General features: G+C 73.8%; 18 protein-coding genes and 1 pseudogene. 9 read left to right on the top strand and 10 right to left on the bottom strand.

Going from position 1 to position 21,212, the window contains the following annotated elements; all coding sequences use genetic code 11:
• Positions 1–24 precede the first annotated feature (24 nt).
• Positions 25–324, top strand: a complete 300-nt coding sequence (locus tag OG982_RS17415; RefSeq protein ID WP_266785750.1) for a response regulator transcription factor — start codon at positions 25–27, stop codon at positions 322–324.
• Between the two features lie 52 nt (positions 325–376).
• Here the strand turns inward: OG982_RS17415 and OG982_RS17410 are convergent, their stop codons facing one another.
• The 3 genes from OG982_RS17410 to OG982_RS17400 form a co-directional block, all read right to left on the bottom strand.
• The gene (locus OG982_RS17410) at positions 377–1,036 is read right to left on the bottom strand and encodes a hypothetical protein (RefSeq protein ID WP_266785752.1); all 660 of its coding nucleotides are present in this window, start codon (positions 1,034–1,036) and stop codon (positions 377–379) included.
• Positions 1,037–1,043: 7 nt separating this feature from the next.
• The gene (mqnC, locus tag OG982_RS17405) at positions 1,044–2,243 is read right to left on the bottom strand and encodes a cyclic dehypoxanthinyl futalosine synthase (RefSeq protein WP_266785754.1); all 1,200 of its coding nucleotides are present in this window, start codon (positions 2,241–2,243) and stop codon (positions 1,044–1,046) included.
• A 107-nt stretch (positions 2,244–2,350) separates the two neighbouring features.
• Entirely contained in the window at positions 2,351–4,093 is a 1,743-nt protein-coding gene (locus tag OG982_RS17400) for a serine/threonine-protein kinase (protein ID WP_266785756.1), read from the bottom strand.
• A 129-nt stretch (positions 4,094–4,222) separates the two neighbouring features.
• On the opposite strand from OG982_RS17400, the gene OG982_RS17395 reads away from it, so the two are divergent.
• The gene (locus OG982_RS17395) at positions 4,223–4,636 is read left to right on the top strand and encodes a hypothetical protein (protein WP_266948850.1); all 414 of its coding nucleotides are present in this window, start codon (positions 4,223–4,225) and stop codon (positions 4,634–4,636) included.
• A 118-nt stretch (positions 4,637–4,754) separates the two neighbouring features.
• Here the strand turns inward: OG982_RS17395 and OG982_RS17390 are convergent, their stop codons facing one another.
• Positions 4,755–5,618, bottom strand: a complete 864-nt coding sequence (locus OG982_RS17390) for a menaquinone biosynthetic enzyme MqnA/MqnD family protein (RefSeq protein WP_266785760.1) — start codon at positions 5,616–5,618, stop codon at positions 4,755–4,757.
• Positions 5,619–5,855: 237 nt separating this feature from the next.
• Between OG982_RS17390 and OG982_RS17385 the strand changes: the two genes are divergently transcribed.
• Positions 5,856–6,059 (top strand): cold-shock protein, encoded by a 204-nt coding sequence (locus OG982_RS17385; protein ID WP_008738468.1) that lies wholly within the window; start codon positions 5,856–5,858, stop codon positions 6,057–6,059.
• Positions 6,060–6,222: 163 nt separating this feature from the next.
• Here the strand turns inward: OG982_RS17385 and OG982_RS17380 are convergent, their stop codons facing one another.
• Positions 6,223–7,863 carry a lytic transglycosylase domain-containing protein gene (locus OG982_RS17380; protein ID WP_266785762.1) on the bottom strand — a complete coding sequence of 547 codons (1,641 nt, stop codon included), beginning with the start codon at positions 7,861–7,863 and terminating at the stop codon, positions 6,223–6,225.
• A gap of 485 nt (positions 7,864–8,348) precedes the next feature.
• Between OG982_RS17380 and OG982_RS17375 the strand changes: the two genes are divergently transcribed.
• Complete coding sequence (locus tag OG982_RS17375) at positions 8,349–8,753, top strand: hypothetical protein (protein WP_266948849.1); 405 nt, start codon at positions 8,349–8,351, stop codon at positions 8,751–8,753.
• A gap of 23 nt (positions 8,754–8,776) precedes the next feature.
• Here OG982_RS17375 and OG982_RS17370 read toward each other — a convergent pair whose 3' ends face one another.
• A complete protein-coding gene (locus OG982_RS17370) occupies positions 8,777–10,504 on the bottom strand; it encodes a long-chain fatty acid--CoA ligase (RefSeq protein ID WP_266948847.1) in 1,728 nt (575 codons plus the stop codon).
• A gap of 134 nt (positions 10,505–10,638) precedes the next feature.
• Between OG982_RS17370 and OG982_RS17365 the strand changes: the two genes are divergently transcribed.
• On the top strand, positions 10,639–11,643 hold the full coding sequence (locus OG982_RS17365) for an AraC family transcriptional regulator (protein WP_266791900.1): 1,005 nt from the start codon (positions 10,639–10,641) through the stop codon (positions 11,641–11,643).
• A 297-nt stretch (positions 11,644–11,940) separates the two neighbouring features.
• Positions 11,941–12,996, top strand: a pseudogene (locus OG982_RS17360) (lipase family protein); the annotation flags it as partial.
• An 11-nt stretch (positions 12,997–13,007) separates the two neighbouring features.
• On the opposite strand, the gene OG982_RS17355 reads toward OG982_RS17360, so the two are convergent.
• The 3 genes from OG982_RS17355 to OG982_RS17345 form a co-directional block, all read right to left on the bottom strand.
• Positions 13,008–14,507 carry an alpha/beta hydrolase gene (locus OG982_RS17355; protein ID WP_266785768.1) on the bottom strand — a complete coding sequence of 500 codons (1,500 nt, stop codon included), beginning with the start codon at positions 14,505–14,507 and terminating at the stop codon, positions 13,008–13,010.
• A 189-nt stretch (positions 14,508–14,696) separates the two neighbouring features.
• Complete coding sequence (locus OG982_RS17350) at positions 14,697–15,188, bottom strand: hypothetical protein (protein WP_266785770.1); 492 nt, start codon at positions 15,186–15,188, stop codon at positions 14,697–14,699.
• Between the two features lie 75 nt (positions 15,189–15,263).
• The gene (locus tag OG982_RS17345; protein WP_266791902.1) at positions 15,264–17,120 is read right to left on the bottom strand and encodes a long-chain fatty acid--CoA ligase; all 1,857 of its coding nucleotides are present in this window, start codon (positions 17,118–17,120) and stop codon (positions 15,264–15,266) included.
• A gap of 143 nt (positions 17,121–17,263) precedes the next feature.
• Between OG982_RS17345 and OG982_RS17340 the strand changes: the two genes are divergently transcribed.
• The 3 genes from OG982_RS17340 (at position 17,264) to OG982_RS17330 (ending at position 20,472) form a co-directional block, all read left to right on the top strand.
• On the top strand, positions 17,264–17,737 hold the full coding sequence (locus tag OG982_RS17340; protein WP_266785772.1) for a contact-dependent growth inhibition system immunity protein: 474 nt from the start codon (positions 17,264–17,266) through the stop codon (positions 17,735–17,737).
• Between the two features lie 42 nt (positions 17,738–17,779).
• Entirely contained in the window at positions 17,780–18,262 is a 483-nt protein-coding gene (locus OG982_RS17335) for a hypothetical protein (protein ID WP_266785774.1), read from the top strand.
• A gap of 74 nt (positions 18,263–18,336) precedes the next feature.
• The gene (locus OG982_RS17330) at positions 18,337–20,472 is read left to right on the top strand and encodes a tetratricopeptide repeat protein (protein ID WP_266785776.1); all 2,136 of its coding nucleotides are present in this window, start codon (positions 18,337–18,339) and stop codon (positions 20,470–20,472) included.
• Between the two features lie 30 nt (positions 20,473–20,502).
• Here the strand turns inward: OG982_RS17330 and OG982_RS17325 are convergent, their stop codons facing one another.
• Positions 20,503–21,210 carry a DUF4232 domain-containing protein gene (locus tag OG982_RS17325; protein ID WP_266785778.1) on the bottom strand — a complete coding sequence of 236 codons (708 nt, stop codon included), beginning with the start codon at positions 21,208–21,210 and terminating at the stop codon, positions 20,503–20,505.
• Positions 21,211–21,212: the final 2 nt, after the last annotated feature.

Raw genomic sequence — 21,212 nt, 5'->3', positions numbered from 1 at the left:
CGGCCGGGGCGAGGAGTGGTCACCGTGCGCGTCGTCAGCTTCAGCGTCCCGGCCTGGTTTCCACCACGTACCGGGGAGGAGGCGCGGGGCGAGGCGCGGCCGCGGGCTCAGCTCACCGAGCAGGAGTCCGCCGTGTTCCTGTGCCTGGCCACCGGCGCCTCGAACGCGGAGCTCGCCGCCGAGCTGCAACTGTCCGTCAGCACGGTCAAGTTCCACGTGGGCAACATACGGGCCAAGCTGGGCGGGATCAGCCGCCTCCAGGCCTGCCTGCTTGCCGCCCTGGCCCGCGAGGGCACCAGACCCCGGGAAGCATCGTCACCGTAGCCGGTCCCTGTAGCCGGTCCCTGTAGCCGGTCGCAGGGGCCCGCCGCGGTGACTAGCGGCGGCGGTGCAGCAGCCGTCCGCCGATGACCGTGGCCACGCACGTGGTCGCGCCCCGCGCGAGCAGCTCCTGCGGGTCCGTGACGGCGAACACCGCGAAGCGGGCCGGTACGCCCGCCGCCAGCACTCCGTGGAAGGCCTCCTCGGCCGACTCCCGCCCCGCGAACGGGTCCAGAGAGGGCGCCGCCGAGGGCGCCGTCCCCGGGTCGGCGGCCGGGGGAACGACCGTCAGCCCCGAGCGGACCACCGCCGTCCGCACCGCCGGGACCGTGATCCGCCCGGCCACCGCCACCACCCCGCGGGCCAGCAGCTTCTGCGTGGCCCGGCGGGCGCTGTTGCCCCAGCGGGACTCGGTGATCTTCAGGTCGGCCAGCGCCCCGGCCCCGCTGATCGGATCGGTCCCGAGCTCGGCGGTCTCGTACGGGTCGTCCGGGTAGTACGTGCGCTCCAGCAGCTCCTGCGCGCCGAGCACGAGCAGCCCCGGGGTCAGCACCCCGGGCCAGCGCCGGACCCGCGCGTGCGGGAACTGCGCGCCGAGCTCCTCGTACGGGCCCGTGCGGCTGATCCGGTCGCCCTCGACGAGGACCGCCCCGCCGGGCAGCGGCACGGCCCCCGGTCCGGCGAGGAGGAGTTCGGCGGTGTGGAGCGTCAGCACGGGCGCGTCAGTTGGCCGAGATGAGCTTCAGCTCGGGGTGCGCCGTGCCGCCCTCGATGGCGGTGGAGGAGATGTGCGAGACCACGCGGTCGTCGACCGGGTCGTTCGCCGGGTCGTCGTGCACCAGGAGGTGCTCGTACGTGGTCGCGCGCTGCGCCGGGACGCGGCCCGCCTTGCGGATCAGGTCGATGATCTCCATGCGGTTGGAGCGGTGCTTGGCACCGGCCGAGGAGACGACGTTCTCCTCCAGCATGATCGAGCCGAGGTCGTCCGCGCCGTAGTGCAGCGAGAGCTGGCCCGCCTCCTTGCCGACGGTCAGCCAGGAGCCCTGGATGTGCGCGATGTTGTCGAGGAAGAGCCGCGCGATCGCGATCATGCGCAGGTACTCGAACACCGTGGCCTGGGTGCGGCCCTTGAGGTGGTTGTTCTCGGGCTGGTACGTGTACGGGATGAAGGCGCGGAAGCCGCCGGTGCGGTCCTGCGTGTCCCGGATCATCGCGATGTGCTCGATGCGCTCGGCGTTGGTCTCGCCGGTGCCCATCAGCATGGTGGAGGTGGACTCCACGCCCAGCCGGTGGGCGATCTCCATGATCTCCAGCCAGCGCTCGCCGGACTCCTTGAGCGGGGCGATCGCCTTGCGCGGCCGCGCCGGCAGCAGTTCGGCGCCGGCGCCCGCGAAGGAGTCGAGGCCGGCGGCGTGGATGCGCTGGATGGCCTCCTCCGCCGAGACGCCCGAGATGCGGGCCATGTGCTCGACCTCGGACGCGCCGAGGGAGTGGATGACCAGCTGCGGGAAGTCCTTCTTGATGGCGGAGAAGTGGTGCTCGTAGTACTCGACGCCGTAGTCCGGGTGGTGCCCGCCCTGGAACATGATCTGGGTGCCGCCGAGCTCGACGGTCTCCGCGCAGCGGCGCAGGATGTCGTCGAGGTCCCGGGACCAGCCCTTCTTCTTGTCCTTCGGAGCCGCGTAGAAGGCGCAGAACTTGCACGCCGTCACGCACACGTTGGTGTAGTTGATGTTCCGCTCGATGATGTACGTCGCGATGTGCTCGGTACCCGCGTAGCGGCGGCGGCGCACCGCGTCGGCCGCCTGGCCGAGCGCGTGCAGCGGGGCGTGGCGGTAGAGGTCGAGCGCCTCTTCCTTGGTGATCCGGCCCCCCGCGGCGGCGCGGTCGAGGACAGACTGGAGAGCGGCCTGGTCGGTCACCGGTGCGTCACCTTTCGGCGGTGGGTCAAGGCGGTGTGTCGAGGCGGTACGTCAAGACATCACTGGGTCGGACCGATCCAGCCTACGCCAGCGGCCGTGAGCGGGGATCAGGGGCTACGGGTCAGGTCGCCCTCGGGGTTTCCGGCGGGACCGTCGCCCGACTTGTAGTGGAGCGTCCCGTTCTCGTTGAGGGTGAAGCGCTCGTCGGCGGAGCCGTTGGAGCAGACCCCGGGCGCCGGGTTGGGGCCGCCGGCGGTGTCCAGGACGAGGGAGCGGTCGGTCGCGGAGGCGAGCTTCCAGTCGCCGCTGCAGTCGGTGCCGAGGATTGGGAGGACCGACTTGTCGCGCGCGACGACCTCGCCGACCTTCCCCGCCTTGATGGTGATCTCGAACTCGCTGGAGACGCCCATGCGGGCGGTGGTGACGGTGCCCTTCCAGGTGCCGGTGAGCTCCTTGGGCACGTCGTTCCGGGCGCCCTTGGAGGGCTGGGCGCTCCGGCTCGCGCCGGTCGCCGGGGCGGAGGCCGAGGGCTTCGGACCGGCGTCGGCCGCGCTGCTGCGCTCGTCACGCTGGCCCGGCAGCATCCCCATCCCGTACAGCCCGCCGGACAGCCCCGCCAGGACGGCGGCGGTCGCGAGGACGAGCGTGCAGCTGAAGCGGCGCCCGGCCGCGCGGACGGTGACCGCTCGCCCGGCCGGCGAACCGGGCGAGTCGGACGCGGTCCGCGGCTGCGGAACGGCGCCCCCGGCTCCCGCGGCTCCGCCGGCGGTCTCGGTCGGGCTGCCGTAGGGACCGGCGCCGCCGCCCCCGCCTCCGTACGAGGCGTCCGCCGGGCCGAAACCTCCCACCACCGGGCTCCCGTACGAGGGAGCCGTGAACGGCACCGGCCCCGAAGGGGACTCCGGGGTTCCGCCCGCGGCCACGGGCCAGGGGTCCGCCGCGCCGACCAGGTCCCCGGCGGGACCGGCCTCCAGGTCGAGCAGGGCCACGGCAGCCCGGCTCGCCTCCTCGACCAGGGGGGCCGGCAGCCAGCCGGGGGCTGCGAGCGCGCCACCGAGGGCGTCCGCGAGGGCCTGCGGGGCCGGCCGGTCGGCGGCCGTCTTGGCCAGGCAGGCGGCGATCAGCTCGCGCAGCTCCCCGGGCGGGATCGCGCCCAGCTCCGGCGGCTCGTGCACCACCTTGTAGAGGAGCGTCGCCGAGTTGTCCCCGGTGAAGGGGGGCCGCCCGGTCGCCGCGAAGGCCAGCACCGCGCCGAGGGAGAACACGTCGGCGGCGCCGGTGATCCCCTTGCCGAGGATCTGCTCGGGCGACATGTACCCGGGCGAGCCGACGGAGACGCCGGTGGAGGTCAGCGAGGCGGTGCCGTCGGTGGCGCGGGCGATCCCGAAGTCGATGAGCCGGGGGCCGTCGAGGGTCAGCATCACGTTGGACGGCTTCACGTCCCGGTGGACCAGGCCCAGCCCGTGCACCGCCACCAGGGCGCGGGCCAGCCCCGCGCCGACGGCCCGTACCGAGCCCTCCGGTAGCGGCCCGTGGGAGGCCACCGCCCGGTCCAGCGAGGGTCCCGCCACGTACCCGGTGGCCACCCACGGCACCGGAGCGTCCGGGTCCGCGTCGAGCACGGGCGCGGTCCACTCCCCGCCCACCCGCCGGGCGGCCTCGACCTCGCGGCGGAACCGGGCGCGGAACTCCTCGTCGGAGGCGAAATGCGGGTGCACGATCTTGACGGCGACGGTCCGGCCGCCGGCGCTGCGCCCGAGGTACACCCGCCCCATGCCGCCCGCCCCGAGCCGGCCGAGCAGCCGGTAGGCGCCGATGGTCCGCGGTTCGCCGGCTTCGAGCGGGTGCATCGCGTCCCCCTCCCCCGTGAGTCCTTCGCGAGTCCGCGAGTCCTTGTGGCTCTGGCCAGACAGCACCTTAGGGCGGACCGGGAGCGATCACCTACGGTTGCCGCGATGCCGTGCCCGAAGGGGGAACCCGTGAACACCGCCGAGCCCGACCCGACCCCGCCCGCCCCGACCCGACCCGACCCGGCCCAACCCGCCCCGACCCCGCCCGCAGAGGCCCCTGCTCCCCCTGCGGCTCGCAACGGGCCGGCCAGGGTGAGCGCGTTCTTCGCGCTGGCGAGCGTGGCCTCGGCCGCCAACTTCGTCACCGGCATCGCCTGGATCAACCCGGCGGTCTTCCTCGCCATGACGGCGCTGTGCGCGCTGACCGCCGTCCCGGTCGGTCACATGGGCCGATTCCGGGCCCGCCGGCTGGCCGGGGAGGGGAAGGGCACGGCCCTGGCGGCGATCCTCGTCGGCTGGACCATGTTGTTCGTCTGCGCGCTGGCCGTACTCGCGTTCGCCGGACTCATCGCGGGCATGGCCTTCCTCACCGAGAACGCATGAACCCCGTACGCCTCATCCGCATTCCGCCAAGGGCTACGCGATAACGAAAGGGGAACGAATTCTCGGTAAACGGAACATTCGGATTCGCGGGGTACCGCTTAGCGGGGCATAAGCGCGATCAATGGCTCGCTTCGACCGCCGCCAGAAGCTCCACCGCGATGTCGGCGGGATAGCCCGTGGTCGGTCCCGTACGGCGCGCGAATTCCCGTACGCCGGCCAGTTGATCGGGGCCGAAGCGGAAGTCGAGCGTGGTGAAGTACCGCTCCAGCAGCTCCGCGTCGAAGGCCTCCCAGCGGGCCGCCTGCTCGGCGACCTTTGTGACCTCCTCCAGGGAGACGTCCCGGGAGGCGAGGAAGGCCTCGTGGACCTTGCGGACGACGACGGGCTCGCGGGCCAGGTAGTCCTTGCGGGCGGCCCAGACGGCGAAGACGAACGGCAGCCCCGTCCACTCCTTCCACATCTGCCCCAGGTCGTGCACGGCGAGGCCGAGCCGGGGCGCGTCGTGGAGCGAGGCGCGCAGCGCGGCGTCTCCGATCAGCACCGCCGCGTCGGCCTCCTGCATCATGACCCCCAGGTCAGGGGGGCAGGTGTAGTAGTCGGGCCGCACCCCGTACTGCTCGGCGAGCAGCAGCTGGGCGAGGCGTACGGACGTCCGGGAGGTCGATCCGAGGGCGACGCGGGCGCCGTCCAGCTGCTCCAGGGGGACCTGGGAAACGATCACGCAGGACATGACGGGGCCGTCGCAGCCGACGGCGAGGTCGGGGAACGCGACGAGCTGATCGGCGTTGCGGAGGAACTCCACGAGGGTGATCGGGGCGATGTCCAGCTCCCCCCGCACGAGCCGCTCGCTCAGCTTCTCGGGGGTGTCCTTGGTCAGTTCCAGGTCAAGCAGCGTGCCGGTTCTGGCCAGCCCCCAGTAGAGGGGCAGGCAGTTCAGGAACTGGATGTGGCCGACGCGGGGCCGGCTGCGATAGACGTCCACATCGCGAGACTAGCCGCCGTGTGTTCGTCAGCGTTCCCGCGGGTCTCAAACGTCCGGGTGACGTGATCTTTCCCTCTGGTCTCGGCCGCGGGGTGCGTGCTAGGCTCGACGCAAGTTGCAGTTTGGTTTCCCTTGCAGTACGAGGCCTGCGGAGAATGTGACCCGCAGGCTTTTGTAGTTTTCAGACTTCTTAGCAGGTTCTGGAGCAGGGCGACCCTTTGGCCCATAGGAGGGCTCATGGCTACCGGAACCGTGAAGTGGTTCAACGCTGAAAAGGGCTTCGGCTTCATCGCCCAGGACGGCGGCGGCCCGGATGTCTTCGTCCACTACTCCGCGATCAACGCCTCTGGCTTCCGCTCCCTCGAGGAGAACCAGCTGGTGAACTTCGACGTCACGCAGGGTCCGAAGGGCCCGCAGGCGGAGAACGTCACCCCGGCCTAGTCGCCTGGGCCAACCGGATCGCGGTTGGATTAAGCAGTACCCAAGGAGCCCTGCCTCTGCCGAGGCGGGGCTCCTGCCTTTTCCCCTCCAGGGCCGGGAAACGGGAGAGCCCCCGGCGCCGGTGGGGCGCCGGGGGCTCTGGGGGTGGGGCTCCGGGGTGGGGCTACGGCTTCGGGGCCGTGTCCGGCTTGGCCGTGATCTTGAGCTCCAGGACGAGGGCGACGCCCTCGGGGGTCAGGACACGGAGGTGGTACGTGCCCGGCTCCGCGTCCGTCGTGAACAGCTCCGGCAGTGCGATCTTGCCGTCCGCACCGGTGGCGGTGAGTTCGAGCGACGTCAGCTTCTCCGCGCCGTCCTTGCCGCCCTTGAAGTACGGGGCCTTGGCCGCAGCCTCCGGCTTCACCGGCTGCCACTTGCCGGCCGCGTCCTTCTCCACCAGCCCGGCCGTGGTCTTCAGCCCCTCCACCGGCTTGTCGCCGGCCTTCGCGAGGAGCTCCACGCCCTTGATGCTCGTACCGGCGACCGCCTCCAGCGGCAACGTGCTGCCGTCCGTCCGCGTCAGCACCACCGGCAGCGCCTTGACGGTGCCCTTGAACGCCACCGTGTACTCGTTCGCGGCGCCGTAAGCCGTCGCCCGCAGGGTGAACGTGCCCGCCTTCGCACCCGCCTTCAGGCCCGGCGCGGCCGCGATGCCCTGGGCGTCCGTGCGGACCACCAGGTTGTCCTTCGCGGCGAAGCGGGTGCCGCCGGTGGTGTCGTCGTCGACCACGAACACGACGACCTGGTTCGCCGCCGGCTTGCCGTCGCCGAGCACCGCCTTGACCTTCGGCACCGCCGCGAACGCGGACCCGGCCTCGGCCGTGATCCCCGATTCCCCGACCAGCTCCAGCTTGGCCAGGGTCGGGACCTCCGGAGGCTTGGTCGGCGTCGTCGGAGTGGTGGGCGTGGTCGGGGTGGTGGGCGTCGTCGGAGTGGTCGGCTTCGTCGGAGTCGTCGGAGTCGTCGGCTTGGTCGGCGGCTTCGTCGGAGTCGGCGCGGGCGTCGGCCGCACCGGCGTCTGGCGCGGCGGCTGCGGCGTCGGCAGGATGCCCGACGGCGGCGGGGTCGGGTAGTTCCCGGCCGGCGGGTTCGGGATCTCGGCGACGCCGCCGTCCTTGTACTGCCTCATGAAGCCGAGCACCGTGTTCACGTACTCGCGCGAGTTGTTGTAGCTCAGGATCGCCCGGTCCAGCGCGGCCGGGTCCGACAGGTTCCGGTCGCCGGCGCACAGGTACAACCCCGCACCCAGCGCCGCGTCGTAGATGTTGTTCGGGTCGCGCTTGCTGTCGCCGTTGCCGTCCGCGCCCCACTTGCGCCACGTGGACGGGATGAACTGCATCGGGCCCACGGCCCGGTCGAACGAGGTGTCCGCGTCCCACTCGCCCTGGTCGGTGTCGCGGATCTCAGCGAAGCCGTTGCCGTCCAGGCGCGGCCCGCGGATCGGCTTCTCGGTGTAGCCGTCGGTCTTGAGCCCGTAGCCGGAGGCGTGCACGGACTCGACCCTGCCTATGCCCGCCAGCAGCTGCCACGGCAGCTTGCAGCCGGGGAGCGCGGCCGCCACCGACAGTTCCGCGCGCTTGTACGCGTCGAGGGCGGTGCCGGGTATGCCGCTGGCCCCCTCGGGGCTGCCGGCCGCCGGCGGCGTCTGCGGGTCCGCGACCGGCGCCGGCAGGTCGAGCCGGGCATCACCGCGGTCGTTGGCCTGGGGGCTGTCCGGGCTCGGCTCGGACTCACCCGCGTCGGCGGTCGATGGGTTGGTCGCCACTGCGGCAGTCGTCAGACTGGCCGCGAGCGCGGCGGTGCACAGGACCTTGCGAGACGTGTTGACAAGGTGGCGGTGAAGCGGCTTCACAGTGCGTAAATCCCCCCAGGGCGGCCAGCGTCGCGTCCGGCCGGTCGAGCCATGAATGTTCTGTCTATCAGGTATTCGCACATGACTCGCCGTCGCCCTGCGATATGTGACGCACCATTCGTCTCGCCTTCACCCGCAAGTGCGCCGGGGCGTCCAGCGGAGCCCGCCCAGGCCTTCGCCCATCACGCACAAAGCCCCCAAAAGCCCCAACACCCCACCCGTGTACGGGCGCAATTCAGGCCACGACGCTCACGGACGAGAGCCATTCGTCCAGCGCCCGCCCCGCATCGGCAGATACGTCACTGCGGCCGGCCCCGACGGCCCCGACGGCCGCTCAGACGCCCCCTGAACCCCGCCCCCGCCTGGCCGAATCCGGTCCGCTGCTAAATTCGGCGCCCATGACCACTCTGGTACAGGTGTATGAGGAAGAGTTCACTCGGCTCGCCGAACGCAAGCGGACCTGGGGCGGAGGCCTGCTCATCGCGGCAGCCGGAATCTGGCTCTGGCTGGCCTACCTCCTGCTGTCCCCCTTCAGCGTCGGCTACGGCTCGAGCCACACCACCGATTGCGACTCCCGGGTCTTCTACGGGGACTCCGACCGCCACGAGTCGTACGCCGACGCCGAGGGCGAGCGCTGCGACGCCGAACGGGACTGGGCCCCGATGTTCGCCCTCCTGGTGGTCTCGCTGCCGCTCGCGGCCATCGGCACCTTCCAGTACACCTCGGGCACCGTGTCCCTGGGCATGACCCGGTACACGGCCGAGAAGGCCCGCCTCGCGGCCATGCCCGACAACCACCGCTGAGGCTCAAACCGGATGAATCCGGCTCAACTCGCGTACAGAGCGTCGATCTCCGCCGCGTAGCGCGCCGCGACGGCCGCGCGTCGGAGTTTCAGGGTCGGGGTGAGGGTGCCCGCCGCGATGGAGAGGTCCTCGGCCAGGATGTGGAACGCGCGGACCCGGGCCGGGCGGGAGACGCTCGCGTTGGCCGCCGCGACCGCGTCCGCGATCAGGGCGCGGACCGCCGGGTGCCCGCCGGGGGCGGGGCCGGGGTCGAGGCACTCGCGGGCGGCCCAGGCCGCGATCTCCTCCGCGTCCAGGGCGATCAGCGCCACCGGGTGCGGGCGGTGGTCCCCGATCAGGACCGCGCGCGAGACGTACCGGGAGCCCTGGAGGGCGAACTCGACCTCCGTCGGGGTGATGTTCTTGCCCGCCGAGGTGATGATCAGCTCCTTCTTCCGGCCCGTGATCGACAGGTAGCCGTCGGCGTCGAGCGCGCCCAGGTCGCCCGTGTGCAGCCAGCCCTCCGCGTCCAGGACCTCCGCCGTCGCCGCCGGGTTGCCGTGGTAGCCGGGGAACACCATCGGCCCCCGGGCCAGGACCTCGCCGTCCGGCGCGATGCGGACCTCGCAGCCCGCGATCGGGCGGCCCACCGTCCCGTACCGCACCGCGTCCGGGTGGTTGAGGCTGATCACCCCGCCGGACTCGGTCATCCCGTACCCCTCGAACACGGAGATCCCGCAGGCGCGCAGGAAGTCCAGCGTGGCCGGCGCGATCGGGGCGCCGCCGGTCAGCGCCCACCGCAGCCGACCCCCGAACGCGCCCCTGACCAGGGAGTACAGGGACTTCTCCGCCGCCTCCCAAGCCGCCGTGTCCGACTCCGGAAGCCGGCCCTGCGCCGCGAGTACGCCCAGCCGAACCGCCTCCGCGAACCGCTCGCGCCCGCCCTCCTCGGCCTGCGCCAGCGACAGCACCACCGCGTGCAGCTTCTCGAACAGCCTGGGCACCGAGGGCAGGTGCGTCGGCCGGGCCTGCGCCAGCTCCGCGAGCACGTCCTCGATCCGGCCCCCGAAGTAGCAGAGCTCCCCGCCCTCCAGCAGCGTCGTGAACTGGATCAGCTGCGCCAGCAGGTGCGCCAGCGGGAGGTACAGGTATGTCGAGTCCCCCGGCCCGCCGCGCACCAGCGGGAGCGTCGCGTCCTGGATCGCGCCGAGGTTGCCGTGCGTGAGGCGGCAGCCCTTCGGCGGGCCCGTGGTCCCCGAGGTGTAGACGATCGAGGCGTCCGCCGCCGGGGTCACCGCCGCCGCCCGTGCGAGGAGTTCGGCCTCGGGGGCGCGCGGCAGCGAGGCCAGTGCGTCCATCTCCACGACCGCCCGCAGCGCCGGCAGCTTCCCCCGCAGCGCCTCCACCCGGGCCGCCTGCGCGGCGTCGTCGCAGACCGCCACGACCGACTCCGAGTCCGACAGCACCCAGGCCAGCTCCTCCTCGCCCGCCGTCGGGTACACGGGCACCGGCACGGCCCCCGCCGCGAGCACGCCGAAGTGGGTGTACGTCCACTCCGGGCGGGTCTCGGCCAGCACCGCCACCCGCTCACCCGGCGCGATCCCCAGCCGTGGCCCGAGCAGGGCCCGGCCCACCTCACGGACGCGGGCGCGCAGTTCGGCGTACGAGACGCCGCCCCAGCCGCTGTCCCCCTGGCGGAAGCGGAGGGCGGGCTGCGGCCCGTACCGCTCCCCCGTCCACTCCGCGAACACCGCCAGCGTCTCCGGTCGCACCCGTCCCGCCATCCGCGCCGCCTCCCGAGGTCCGTACGAAGACGCTAGGCAGCGCGAGCGCCCCGGCGGCATGACCGGAAGCGTCACGCCCGCTGACCGCAGCGCTCACGGGGGCTACCGTCGGAGCCATGGCCATGGGGAGGCGGACGATCACCGTGCACCATGTGCGCGCCGTGCTCGCGGGCGCGCGCGGCAGCGGCATCGACACCGTGCCGCTGCTCCAGGCGGCGCAGATCCCACCGCTGCTGCTCGGCGACGACCGGGCGCGGGTCACGCCCGCGCAGTTCGCCCGGCTGTTCCGGGCGCTGTACCGGACCACGCAGGACGAGTTCCTCGGGCTGTCGTCCGTCCCCAGCCGCCCGGGTACGTTCGCGATGATGTGCTACGCGTCGCTCGGCTGCGCGGATCTCGGCGCGGGGATCGCCCGGGCGGCGGCGTTCTACGGGCTGTTCCCCGGCGGACCGGAGCTGGCACTGGAAGTCGAGGGGGCCGAGGCGCGGTTCACCGTGCGCAATGACTTCGCGCGGGACGAGGAGCGGTTCCTGACGGAGTGCGTGCTGGCCATCTGGCACCGGCTGAGCAGCTGGCTGATCGGGCGCCGCATTCCGCTGGCGTACGCGGAGTTCGCGTATCCGGCTCCGCCGCACGAGGAGGAGTACGCGGTGCTCTTCGACTGCCCGGTGCGGTTCGGGGCGGCGCGGACGGGGGCGGTGTTCGGCGCGCCGTGGCTGGAGGCGCCGCTGGTGCGGGACGAGGCGGCGGTGGAGGCGATGCTGAGGCGGGCGCCGTTCGACTTGCTGTCCCGGCCGGAGTACGGGCCGGCGACGGTGGCGGACCAGGTCCGCCGGACCCTGGCCCGGCGGCTGCGTGCCTTCCCGGCCCTGACGGAGGTGGCGGCGCAGCTGGCGCTCTCCCCGGCGACGCTGCGCCGTCGCCTGCGTGCGGAAGGCACTTCGTTCCAGCAGCTCAAGGACCACGTCCGGCGGGACGCCGCGATCGCCGGCCTGGCGGAGAGCGGCGAACCGATCGCCGAACTGGCGGCGCGCCTGGGCTTTTCGGAAGACACGGCCTTCCACCGCGCCTTCCGCCGCTGGACGGGCACCACCCCTGCCGCCTACCGCCTGTCCGGCGCCCCTTGACCCCGCGCCTCAGACGCCCGCGGGGGCTGAAAGATCCATCCCCGTCGGCGTTGGTACCGCCGGGTCAGGAAAGGTGAGCTGTGCGGTCAGCGACGGGCCGGGGCGGCGGTCACTACCTTCTCCTCACCCGTGCACACCCCCCCCGCACCGGAATCGTTGGGAGAGCCGCCCATGCGTATCCGTAGTCGTCGTCGTAGTCGTCGTAGTCGTAGTCGTGTTCACTGCGCTGTTCTGGCCACCGCCGTCCTGACCGGCGGGCTCGTCGGTGGGACCGCCGTCGCCCGTGAGGAAACCGGTCGACCCGGGGACGTCGTCGGGAGCGTTCCCTCCGCGTTTCATCCGTTGCCGCTCCAGCCCACCAACACCAAGGCGTGGAAGATCCACTACCGCTCCACCACCGCCGACGGGGCACCGAACGTCGTCTCCGGGACCGTCATCGTCCCGCAGGACGGGCGCAGCGGGCCCCGGCCGCTCGTCACTTACGCCGTCGGCACCGTCGGGCTCGGTGACTCCTGCGCGCCGAGCAACAACCTCCCGTACGGCACCTCCATGGAGGCCAATCTCATCCAGCAGCTCACCCTGCGCGGCTGGGCCGTGGTCGTCACCGACTACGAGGGCCTCGGCACCCCGGGCACGCACACCTACACCGTCGGCCCCTCGGCCGGTCACGCCGTGCTCGACGCCGCCCGCGCGGCGACCCGGCTGCCCGAGGCCGGGCTCGGCCCCGACACCCCCGTCGGCATCATGGGCTACTCCCAGGGCGGCCAGGCCGGCAGCTGGGCCGCCGAGTTGCAGGGCTCGTACGCCCCGGAGCTGAACGTCAAGGGCACCGCCACCGGCGGCGTCCCCGCCGACCTCCTCAAGGTGGCCGCCGCCAACGACGGCTCCTTCGGCTCCGGCCTGATCTTCATGGCCGCCGCCGGCCAGGACGCCGCCTTCCCCGAGCTCCGCCTCGACTCCTACCTCAACGCGCCGGGCAAGGCCCTGGTCAACGGCATGAAGGACGGCTGCGTCGCCATCGACGCCATCGCCGGCTCCTTCAAACGGATCTCCGACCTCACCACCCGCAACCCCCTCGACCAGCCCGACTGGCAGGCCCGCCTGAACCAGAGCCGCCTCGGCCGCACCGCCCCGGCCGCGCCCGTGTACCAGTACCACGCGCTCGGCGACGAGCTCATCCCGTACGCCGTCGGCCGGCAGCTGCGCTCCGAGTGGTGCGCGAAGGGCGCGAACGTCCAGTGGCGGACCATCCTGCTCGGCGAGCACGTCAGCGGCGTGATCACCGAGTCGTCGGCGGCGGGCAACTGGCTCGCCGACCGCTTCGCGGGCCGGGCCGCACGTTCCGACTGCTGAGCGCGGGCCGCTCACTCCCCCGCCGGGCAGGACCGCGTCCCGCCCGGCAACCGTCCGTCGACCAGGAAGTGGTGCACGAAGTCCCGTACGCAGGGCGAGGTCGCGTAGCCGGTGTGCCCCTCGCCCTTGTGGTCCAGGACCACCGCCGCTCCGCCGAGGCGTCGCGCCGTCTCCTCGGTCCATTCGTACGGGGTCGCCGGGTCCCCGCGGGTGCCGACGAGCAGCATGCGCGGGACTCCGGCCGGCCGGTCGATCCTGCGGATGAAGTCGGTGCCGGCGGGGCGGCCGTAGCAGGACAGTACGGTCATCAGCTGGGCCGGCCCGAAGATCTTCGAGGCTTTGCGGAACTCTTCGCTCAGCCCCCGGATCTCCTTCTCTATCGCCGCCGCGGTGGCCTTGTCCTCGCCCCGGTCGGGGTCGTCGGCGCAGTTCACGGCGGTGAGCGCGGCATCGGCGTTGTCGGCCGGGACCCGATCCGGATCGTCGCCGCCGTCCTCGTCGCCCGGTTCGACCGGCTCGGCGGCCAGTTCCGTCAGCGCGGACGGGTCCCCGTCCCGCTCGATCCGCCGCAGCCCGTCCGCGAGGGCGGGCCACAGCCCCGGCGAGTACAGGGCGGTCGCGACCGCCGCCACCACGTCCTGCCCGGTGACGTACCAGCCGCCGTCGACCAGCGGTTGCTCGTCGAGCCGCGCCACGAGGGCGTTGACCTTCTCCTTCGCCGTACGGGTGTTGGTCCCGTACACGCAGCCCGGCTGATGGGCGCACCAGGCGAGGAAGTTGTCCAGCGCCCGCTGCTGCCCGCGTGCCGATATGAGGGCCTGCTCGGCGAGCGGCTCGGTGAGGGTGTCGACCCCGTCGAGCACCATCCGCCCGGTCTTCCCGGGGAATTGGGCGGCGTACACGGCGCCGAGCCGGGTCCCGTAGGAGAAGCCGAGGTAGTTGAGCTTCTCGTCGCCGAGGACCTGGCGCATGACGTCCAGGTCGCGGGCGACGTTGACGGTGCCGATGTACGGGAGCACCGGGCCGGAGTGCAGCTCGCACCGCCGTACCAGCGAGCGCAGGGCGGCCAGCTGCGAGGCGGCGTCCGTGCCGGCCTCCGGGTCGGGCTCCAGGGAGCCCCCGCAGGAGACGGGCTCGCTGCGGCCGACGCCGCGGGGGTCGAAGGTGACGAGGTCGTACCGCTTGCCGAGCTCCGCGAAGGGCTTGGGGTCGGCGGCGAGGCTCTCGATCCCGGGGCCGCCGGGGCCGCCGTAGTTCAGGAACACGGATCCGAGCCGCTTGCCGGGCCCGGTGGCGGGGATGCGGCCGAGGGCCAGCTTCACCGTGCCCTTGGCCGGGTCGGCGTAGTCGAGCGGCACGGTGATCTCCCCGCAGCGCATCCCGTCGGGCACGCCCCGGCGCCCCTCGTGGCAGTCGCCCCACCGGATGCCCTGCCCGTAAAAGCGCTCGTCCCCGTCCCCGGACGCGGCCAGCGTCGAGGGCGCGGCCCCGAGCCCGGTGGCCAGCACCACGGCCGCTGCCAGGCCGGCGGCGGCCCCGCGGTGACGCCACGGGCGCCACGGACGCCGTGTGCGGCGGATTCGGCGGATTCGGCGGATTCGGCGGGACCGGTACACGGCACCCTCCTCGGGCGATCCCCCCGGATGACTCCCCGGGGCGGTCCCCCGCATCGGTCAGCCCACCATAAGCCGCCGGCCGCGCTACCGCCGCTTGACCTCGGCGATCTCCACGCGGAGCGGGCTCGGCGGCTTCCGCCCCGCCATCTCGACGGTGACCTCGGTGGGCCAGGAAGCCCCGTGGTACACCCCGACCGTGTCGGTGGCGAAGCCGCCCGAGGCCTCGTACCCGTCCGGCCCTGTGACCCGCACGGTGACCTCGTAGAAGCCCTGCCGGGTCTCCGTGTTGGTGATCACGACGGGCACGCGGAGCCTGGTGTCCCCGTCCCGGACGGGCGCGTAGGCCCTCACGTCGCCCTGCTGCGCCACGGCGGGCCCGAACTCCTCGGTCCCGGCGGGCGTCGCCGGCGCCGCGCTCGGCGTCGGCGTCCGCTTGACCACCGGCGGGGGCGACGCGGGCACGGTCGGCCCGGCGTCCTTCGGCTCCGGCTCGCCGGACGTGCACCCGGCCAGGCCCGCGCCGACCACGGCCACTGCTGCGACGACGGCACCCGCGCGGCGCGCGAACTTCCTCATGTGTCCCCCCGGAACCAGACGTTGTGGAGTTGTGGATCATACGGTCCACCCCCCGGCCCGGCCGTGGGAGTTGCGTCACGGACGCCGGTAGAGGTCGTTTATCTCCCGCGCGTAATCCCGGGCGACAGCCCCCCGCTTCAGCTTCATCGACGGCGTCAGATGCCCCCGCCGCTCCGTGAACTCCCCCGGCAGCACCGTGAACCGCCGGATCGACTCCGCGCGCGACACCAGCCGGTTCGCCTCGTCGACGGCCCGCTGCACATCGGCCCGCAGCTCCTCGTCCCCGACCAGCTCCCCGATCGGCACGCCCTGCTTCTTCCGCATCTGCCGCCAGTGCGCCAGCCCCTCCGGCTCCAGCGTGATCAGCGCGGCGACGTACGGCCGGTTGTCCCCGACCACCAGGCACTGCCCGACCAGCGGATGGGCCCGCAGCCAGTCCTCCAGCGGCTCGGGGGCGACGTTCTTGCCGCTGGAGGTGATGATCAGGTCCTTCTTCCGGCCGGTGATCGTCAGGTACCCGTCGGCGTCGAGCTCCCCGATGTCCCCGGTGGCCAGCCACTGGTTCCCGTTGTGCGCGGCGACGTTCCAGTACCCGGCGAAGACGTGCCGGCCGCCGAGCAGCACCTCGCCGTCGTCCGCGATCCGTACCGCCGTGCCCGGCAGCGGCCACCCCACGGTGCCCAGCCTCGGCCGCAGCGGCGGGGTCACGGTGGACGCCCCGGTCGTCTCGGTCAGCCCGTACCCCTCGAAGACCTCGATCCCCGCGCCCGTGTAGAACGCCGCGAGCCGCCGCCCCAGCGGGGAGCCGCCGCTCAGGACGTACCGGACCTGCCCGCCCAGCGCCGCCCGGATCCGCCGGTAGACGAGCGGGTCGTACAGCGCCCGCGCCGCACGCAGCCCGAGGCCGGGGCGTTTGCCCTCGACCGTCTCCCCGTACCGCCGGGCGATCCGCGCGGCCCGGTCGAAGGAGGAGGCGCGGCCCATCTTCTCGGCCGTGGCCCGGGCGGTGTTGTAGACCTTCTCCAGGACGTACGGGATGGCCAGCAGGAACGTGGGCCGGAACCCCGCCAGGTCGGCCAGCAGGTCCTCGGTGGCGATGCTCGGCGCGTGCCCGAGCCGCACCCGCGCCCGGAGGCAGCCGACGGCGACCATCCGCCCGAAGACGTGGGACAGCGGCAGGAAGAGCAGGGTGGAGGCGGGCTCCTTGCTCACCGACTTGAACACCGGGTGCAGCAGCTGCACGGCGTTGTCGACCTCGGCGAAGAAGTTGCCGTGCGTCAGCACGCACCCCTTGGGCCGGCCGGTGGTCCCGGAGGTGTAGACGAGCGTGGCCACCGCATCCGGCGTACGCGCGGCCCGGCGGGCGTGCACCAGGGCGCCGGGCAGCCGCTCCCCGGCCTTGATCAACCGCTCGATCGCCCCGGTGTCGAACTCCCACAGATGAGCCAACCCCGGCAGGTTTCCGCGCTCGGAGCTGATGAGCCGGGCCTGCTCGGTGTCCTCCACGGCGCAGGCGACGGCCCCGGAGTCCTGGATGATCCAGCGCGCCTGGAGGGCGGAGGCGGTCGGGTAGATGGGTACGGTGACCAGCCCCGCCGCCCAGCCCGCGAAGTCCAGCAGCGTCCACTCGTAGGTGGTGCGCGCCATGATGGCGAGCCGGTCGCCCTCGCGCAGGCCCTCGGCGATCAGGCCCTTGGCGACGGCGAGCACCTCGGCGGCGAACTCGGCGGCGGTGACGTCGCGCCAGGTGCCGTCGCGGTCCTTGCGGGCCAGTACGACGTCCCGGGGCGCGGCGACGGCGTTGTCGAAGGGGATGTCCCCGAGCGATCCGCTCGCGGGCGGCGCCGCCAGCGGCGGCACCACGACCTCGCGCACCACCCCGTCGACGACCGTCTTGAAGGGCGGTTCGGGCAGCCCGGACCCCACCGTCACCAGCTCGGCATACACGGCGCGTTCCCCTCGGCTCGACAGGAGGTTACCGCCGGTAATCTACGCAGGCGTAACCTCGCTGACCACCCCCGGAACAAGACCCACGCACCACCGTCACACGACCGGCACGAGGTGAGGATGTCCCCATGACCCTCCCCGCGCCCGTCCCCGCACCCGTCCCCGCGCCCGTCCCCGCGACCCGCTTGCGCCACCTCGACCGCACCCTCGACGAGCTCGACGGACCGCCCTGGCCGGCGCCGCCCGCGCGCTCCACCACCCTGGTCACGAAGGTCCACGCCCTGCGCCGCAAGCGCCTCGGGGCGCTGACCCCGGCGGACCTGCGCACGCTGCTCGCCCAGGCCGTGGGCCTTCCCTACGTCCTGCCCCTCGCGATGGCGCTGCTGGCCGAGGACCCGATGCTGGACGCGTACTTCTACCCCGGGGACCTGCTGCTCGCGGCCACGGCCCTGCCGGAGTCGGCCTGGTCCCCGCTCCCCGATGTCCGCGACCAACTGGCGGCGATCGTCGCCTCCCTCCCGGAGGAGGACCTGGCCGAACTGCGCGCCGACGGCCTGGACCCCCGTTGGGGCCGAGGACCCGCCCGCCGGGGGTGCGGATAGGCTCAGGCAGGTCATCGGCGATCCACTCGGAAGGGGCAACGCATGCTGCCGGAAGCGTTGTTGGCGCTTGCCACGGCCGGCGGGACGGCGGTGGTCCAGGCAGCCGGCACGGAAGCCTGGGAGGGTTTCCGCGGGCGGCTGGCCGGCTGGTTCGGGCGCGGGGACTCCGACCGCGAGCGCGGCGAGCTGGTGCGACTGGACCGCAGCGCGTCCGAGCTCGCCGCGGCCGGCCCGGACGGCGATACGGGCGCGGAACGGGCCCGCATCCGCCAGGAGGCCATGTGGCAGGCCCGGTTCGAGGGTCTCCTGGAGAACCTCCCGGACGACGAGCGCGAGCGGGCCGCCGAGGAACTGCGCGCCCTGCTGGACACGCACGCGGCGCCCGGGGTGTCCGCCGGGGACTCCGGGTTCGCCGTCGGCGGAGACGTGCACGTCAGGGCCGACCACGGGTCGATCGCCGCGGCCGTGATCCACGGGGGTGCGCACCTGAGCCCCCCTCCCCCGCCGGCTCCGTCCCAGGGCTGAACGGACCGGCTGACGAAAGCCCCTTCCCCACCGGCCCCGGACACCCGTACGGCGTCCGGGCCGGGCACTACGGCATGGCCGTCGGCCGCGCCGACCACGTCTCGTACTACGCGGCCGCGCGCGCCCCGGCCTCCTGGCCGCACCGGGTGGGCACGGTTCCCGCCGCCGCGCGCTGCTTCCGGCCCCGGCCCGCGCTCGACGGGCGCTTCGGGCTGCTGGTCGGCACTGCGGGCACGGGCAAGACGCAGCAGGCCGCGCGCCTCGCCCGTGCGGCGTGGGACGAGGGCAGCCTCGACCTGCTCGTGTGGGTCACGGCCACCGACCGCGCCGCGGTCGTCGCCTCGTACGCGCAGGCCATCGCCGAGATCACCGGATCCGGTGGCGGTGCGGGCGCCGGTGCCGCGTCTGCGGAGGAGGCCGCGCAGTCGTTCCTCGCGTGGCTGCGGCCCGGGACCGGGAGCCCGCGGCGGCGCTGGCTGGTCGTGCTGGACGGCGTGGCCGACCCCGATGACGTACGGGGCCTGTGGCCCCCGGAGCACCCGGACGGGCAGGTCCTCGTCACGACCCGGCGCCGCGACCTGGCGCGGCCGGGGCCGGGCGGGCCCGTGGTGCCCGTGGAGGGGTTCACCCCCGCCGAGGCGACGGCGTACCTCGCCGAGGTCCTCGCCGCGAGCGGGCACGGAGACCGGCCCGAGGAGCTGGCGGGGCTGGCGCGGGAGCTGGGCCTGCTTCCGCTGGCCCTGTCCCAGGCCGCCGCCCAGCTGGTCCGCGAGGGCCTGGACTGCGCCGCGTACCGCCGTCTGCTGAGCCCGGAGGGCGGGAGACCGCTCAGTGAACTCGTCCCCGGTCCCGGCGCGTTGCCGGACGGCCAGCCCTTCGGCGTACACGAGGCGTGGCGGGACTCGATGGACCGGGCCGACCGGACGCAACCGGCCGGACTGGCCCGTCCGCTGCTGGAACTGGCCTCCCTGCTCCCGTCCGAGGGAGCGCCCGAGGCCGTCTTCACCGGCGGTGCCGCCCGTGGGCATCTGGAGCGGAACCGTACGTCACCGCCCGCCGACGGGGCAGCCGGGGCCGGGCCGCGCCCGCACGAGGTGACGGCGGCGCTCCGGGAGCTGGACCGGCTCGGCCTGGTCGACTACGCGCCGGAGGACCCCCTCCGCGCCGTACGGGTGCACCCGCTCCTCCAGCGGGTGACCCGCGAGGCGGTGCCCGCGCACCGGGCCGGGAGACTCGCCTGGACCGTCGCGTCGGCCCTGGTGGCCGTGGCCGACGGGGGTCACGCGGGCTGGGATCGGGACGGCCTGGCTCGGGACGGCCTGGCTCAGGTCGATCCCGGTTTCGGCCCGGTGCTGGTGGCCTGCACCGATGCGTTGAGGCGGAGCGCCGAGTCCGCGCTGTGGGGTGCCTCGTCCCGCCGCGACGCCTTCACCGCCACCGTGGACGCGCTCTTCGGCGACGAACCGCCCTCCGGCGTGCACCCGTTGCTGTTCCGCGTCGGCGAGTTCCTGGGGACGGCGGGCCGGCCCGAGGCAGCCCGGCACCACTTCGAGGGGCTGGCGGGCGACGCCCTGCGCCGCCAGGGTCCGGAGTCCTCCGTGCTCTACGGGGCCCGCGAGCGCCTCGCCCACTGGCGGGGCGAGTCCGGGGACCCGGCCGGTGCCGCGGCGGCGTACGAGGCGGTCCTCGCCGAGCAGATCCGGTCGTTCGGCCCGGGGCACGCGCGCACCATCCCCACCCGGGCCGCCCTGGGGCGGTGGCGGGCCCGGGCCGGCGACCCGGCCGGGGCGGCCGCGGCCTGTGCCGAGCTGGTCCCGCTCCAGCAGCAAACGTACGGGCCGACGCACACGGACGTCTTCCAGAGCCGCGCCCTGCTCGCGGGCTGGCGGGGCGAGTCCGGGGACGCGTACGGGGCCGCCGTGGCGTACGAGGCGCTGCTGACCGACCTGATGCGGCACTTGGGACCGCCGGGCGGGCCCGGGCTTCCGGGGGAGACCTCGGCGGCGGGACACCTGAGCTGGCTCGACGTGTTCGCCGCACACCGCGGCCACGCGCACTGGCGCGGCCGGGCCGGGGACGCCGCCGGGGCCGCGACCTCGTTCACGCACCTGCTGAACGAGCAGATCCGGGTACTCGGCCCCGACCACCCCGACACCGCGGCGACGCGCCGGGAGCTGGCCGACTGGGCGCGGTACGCGGGGGGCCGCTGAGCGGTGTCCGAGTCAGTCGCCCCGGCCGGGTCATTCGCCCTGGCCGGCGCTGCCGATCGGGCCGACCTTCACCGGGGAGCCGGAGCCGTCCGTGACGGGCAGGGTGGCGGCGCCGGGCCAGGCGAGGGTGACCGACTTCGTCTCCCCCGGCGGGGTCACCACCAGCCCCGTGATGCGGACGCCGGAGCCGCCCGACGTGTTGAGCGGGAAGGTGACGCCGAGGCCCACCGTCTTCCCCGGCTTGAGGACGGCCGGGCCGCCCGCCTCGCCGGTGCGCTGCGCGGACAGCGACCCGGCGTTCGTCTTCAGATCGACGCCCGCGAACCCGGAGAGCGTGCATTCCCGGCTGCCGCGGTTCTTCAGCTCCACGGCCACAGTGCCGTTGGGGTCGCCGTCGATGGTGTTGTCCAGAGCCGTGATCGTCAGCTCGTCGGTCCGGCACTTGCCGCCCTTGCCGTTCTCGGCGGAGCCGGTCCCGGCAGCCGTCCCCTTCCCGCCGGAGGCCGCCCCCGCGGAGGGGTTCCCGGCCGAGGGCTTGCCGGCGGCGGGCTTCCCGGTGGAGGTGGCGCCACCGCCCTGGTCCGAACCGCCCGAGGACGACCCGGTGGCCGCGGACGACGCGGTGGCCGCGGGCGACGAGCCGGCCTGCCCCGAGGCGCCGTCGCCGCTCTGGCAGGCCGTGAGCGAGAAGCCGGCGGCAACGGCCAGGGTGGCGAAGGTCAGCTTGTGAACGCGCATCG

The organism is Streptomyces sp. NBC_01551, assembly GCF_026339935.1.
Taxonomy (GTDB): Bacteria; Actinomycetota; Actinomycetes; order Streptomycetales; family Streptomycetaceae; genus Streptomyces.
Note: the sequence above shows the minus strand (reverse complement) of the source record. Positions and strands in the feature narration are given on the sequence as shown.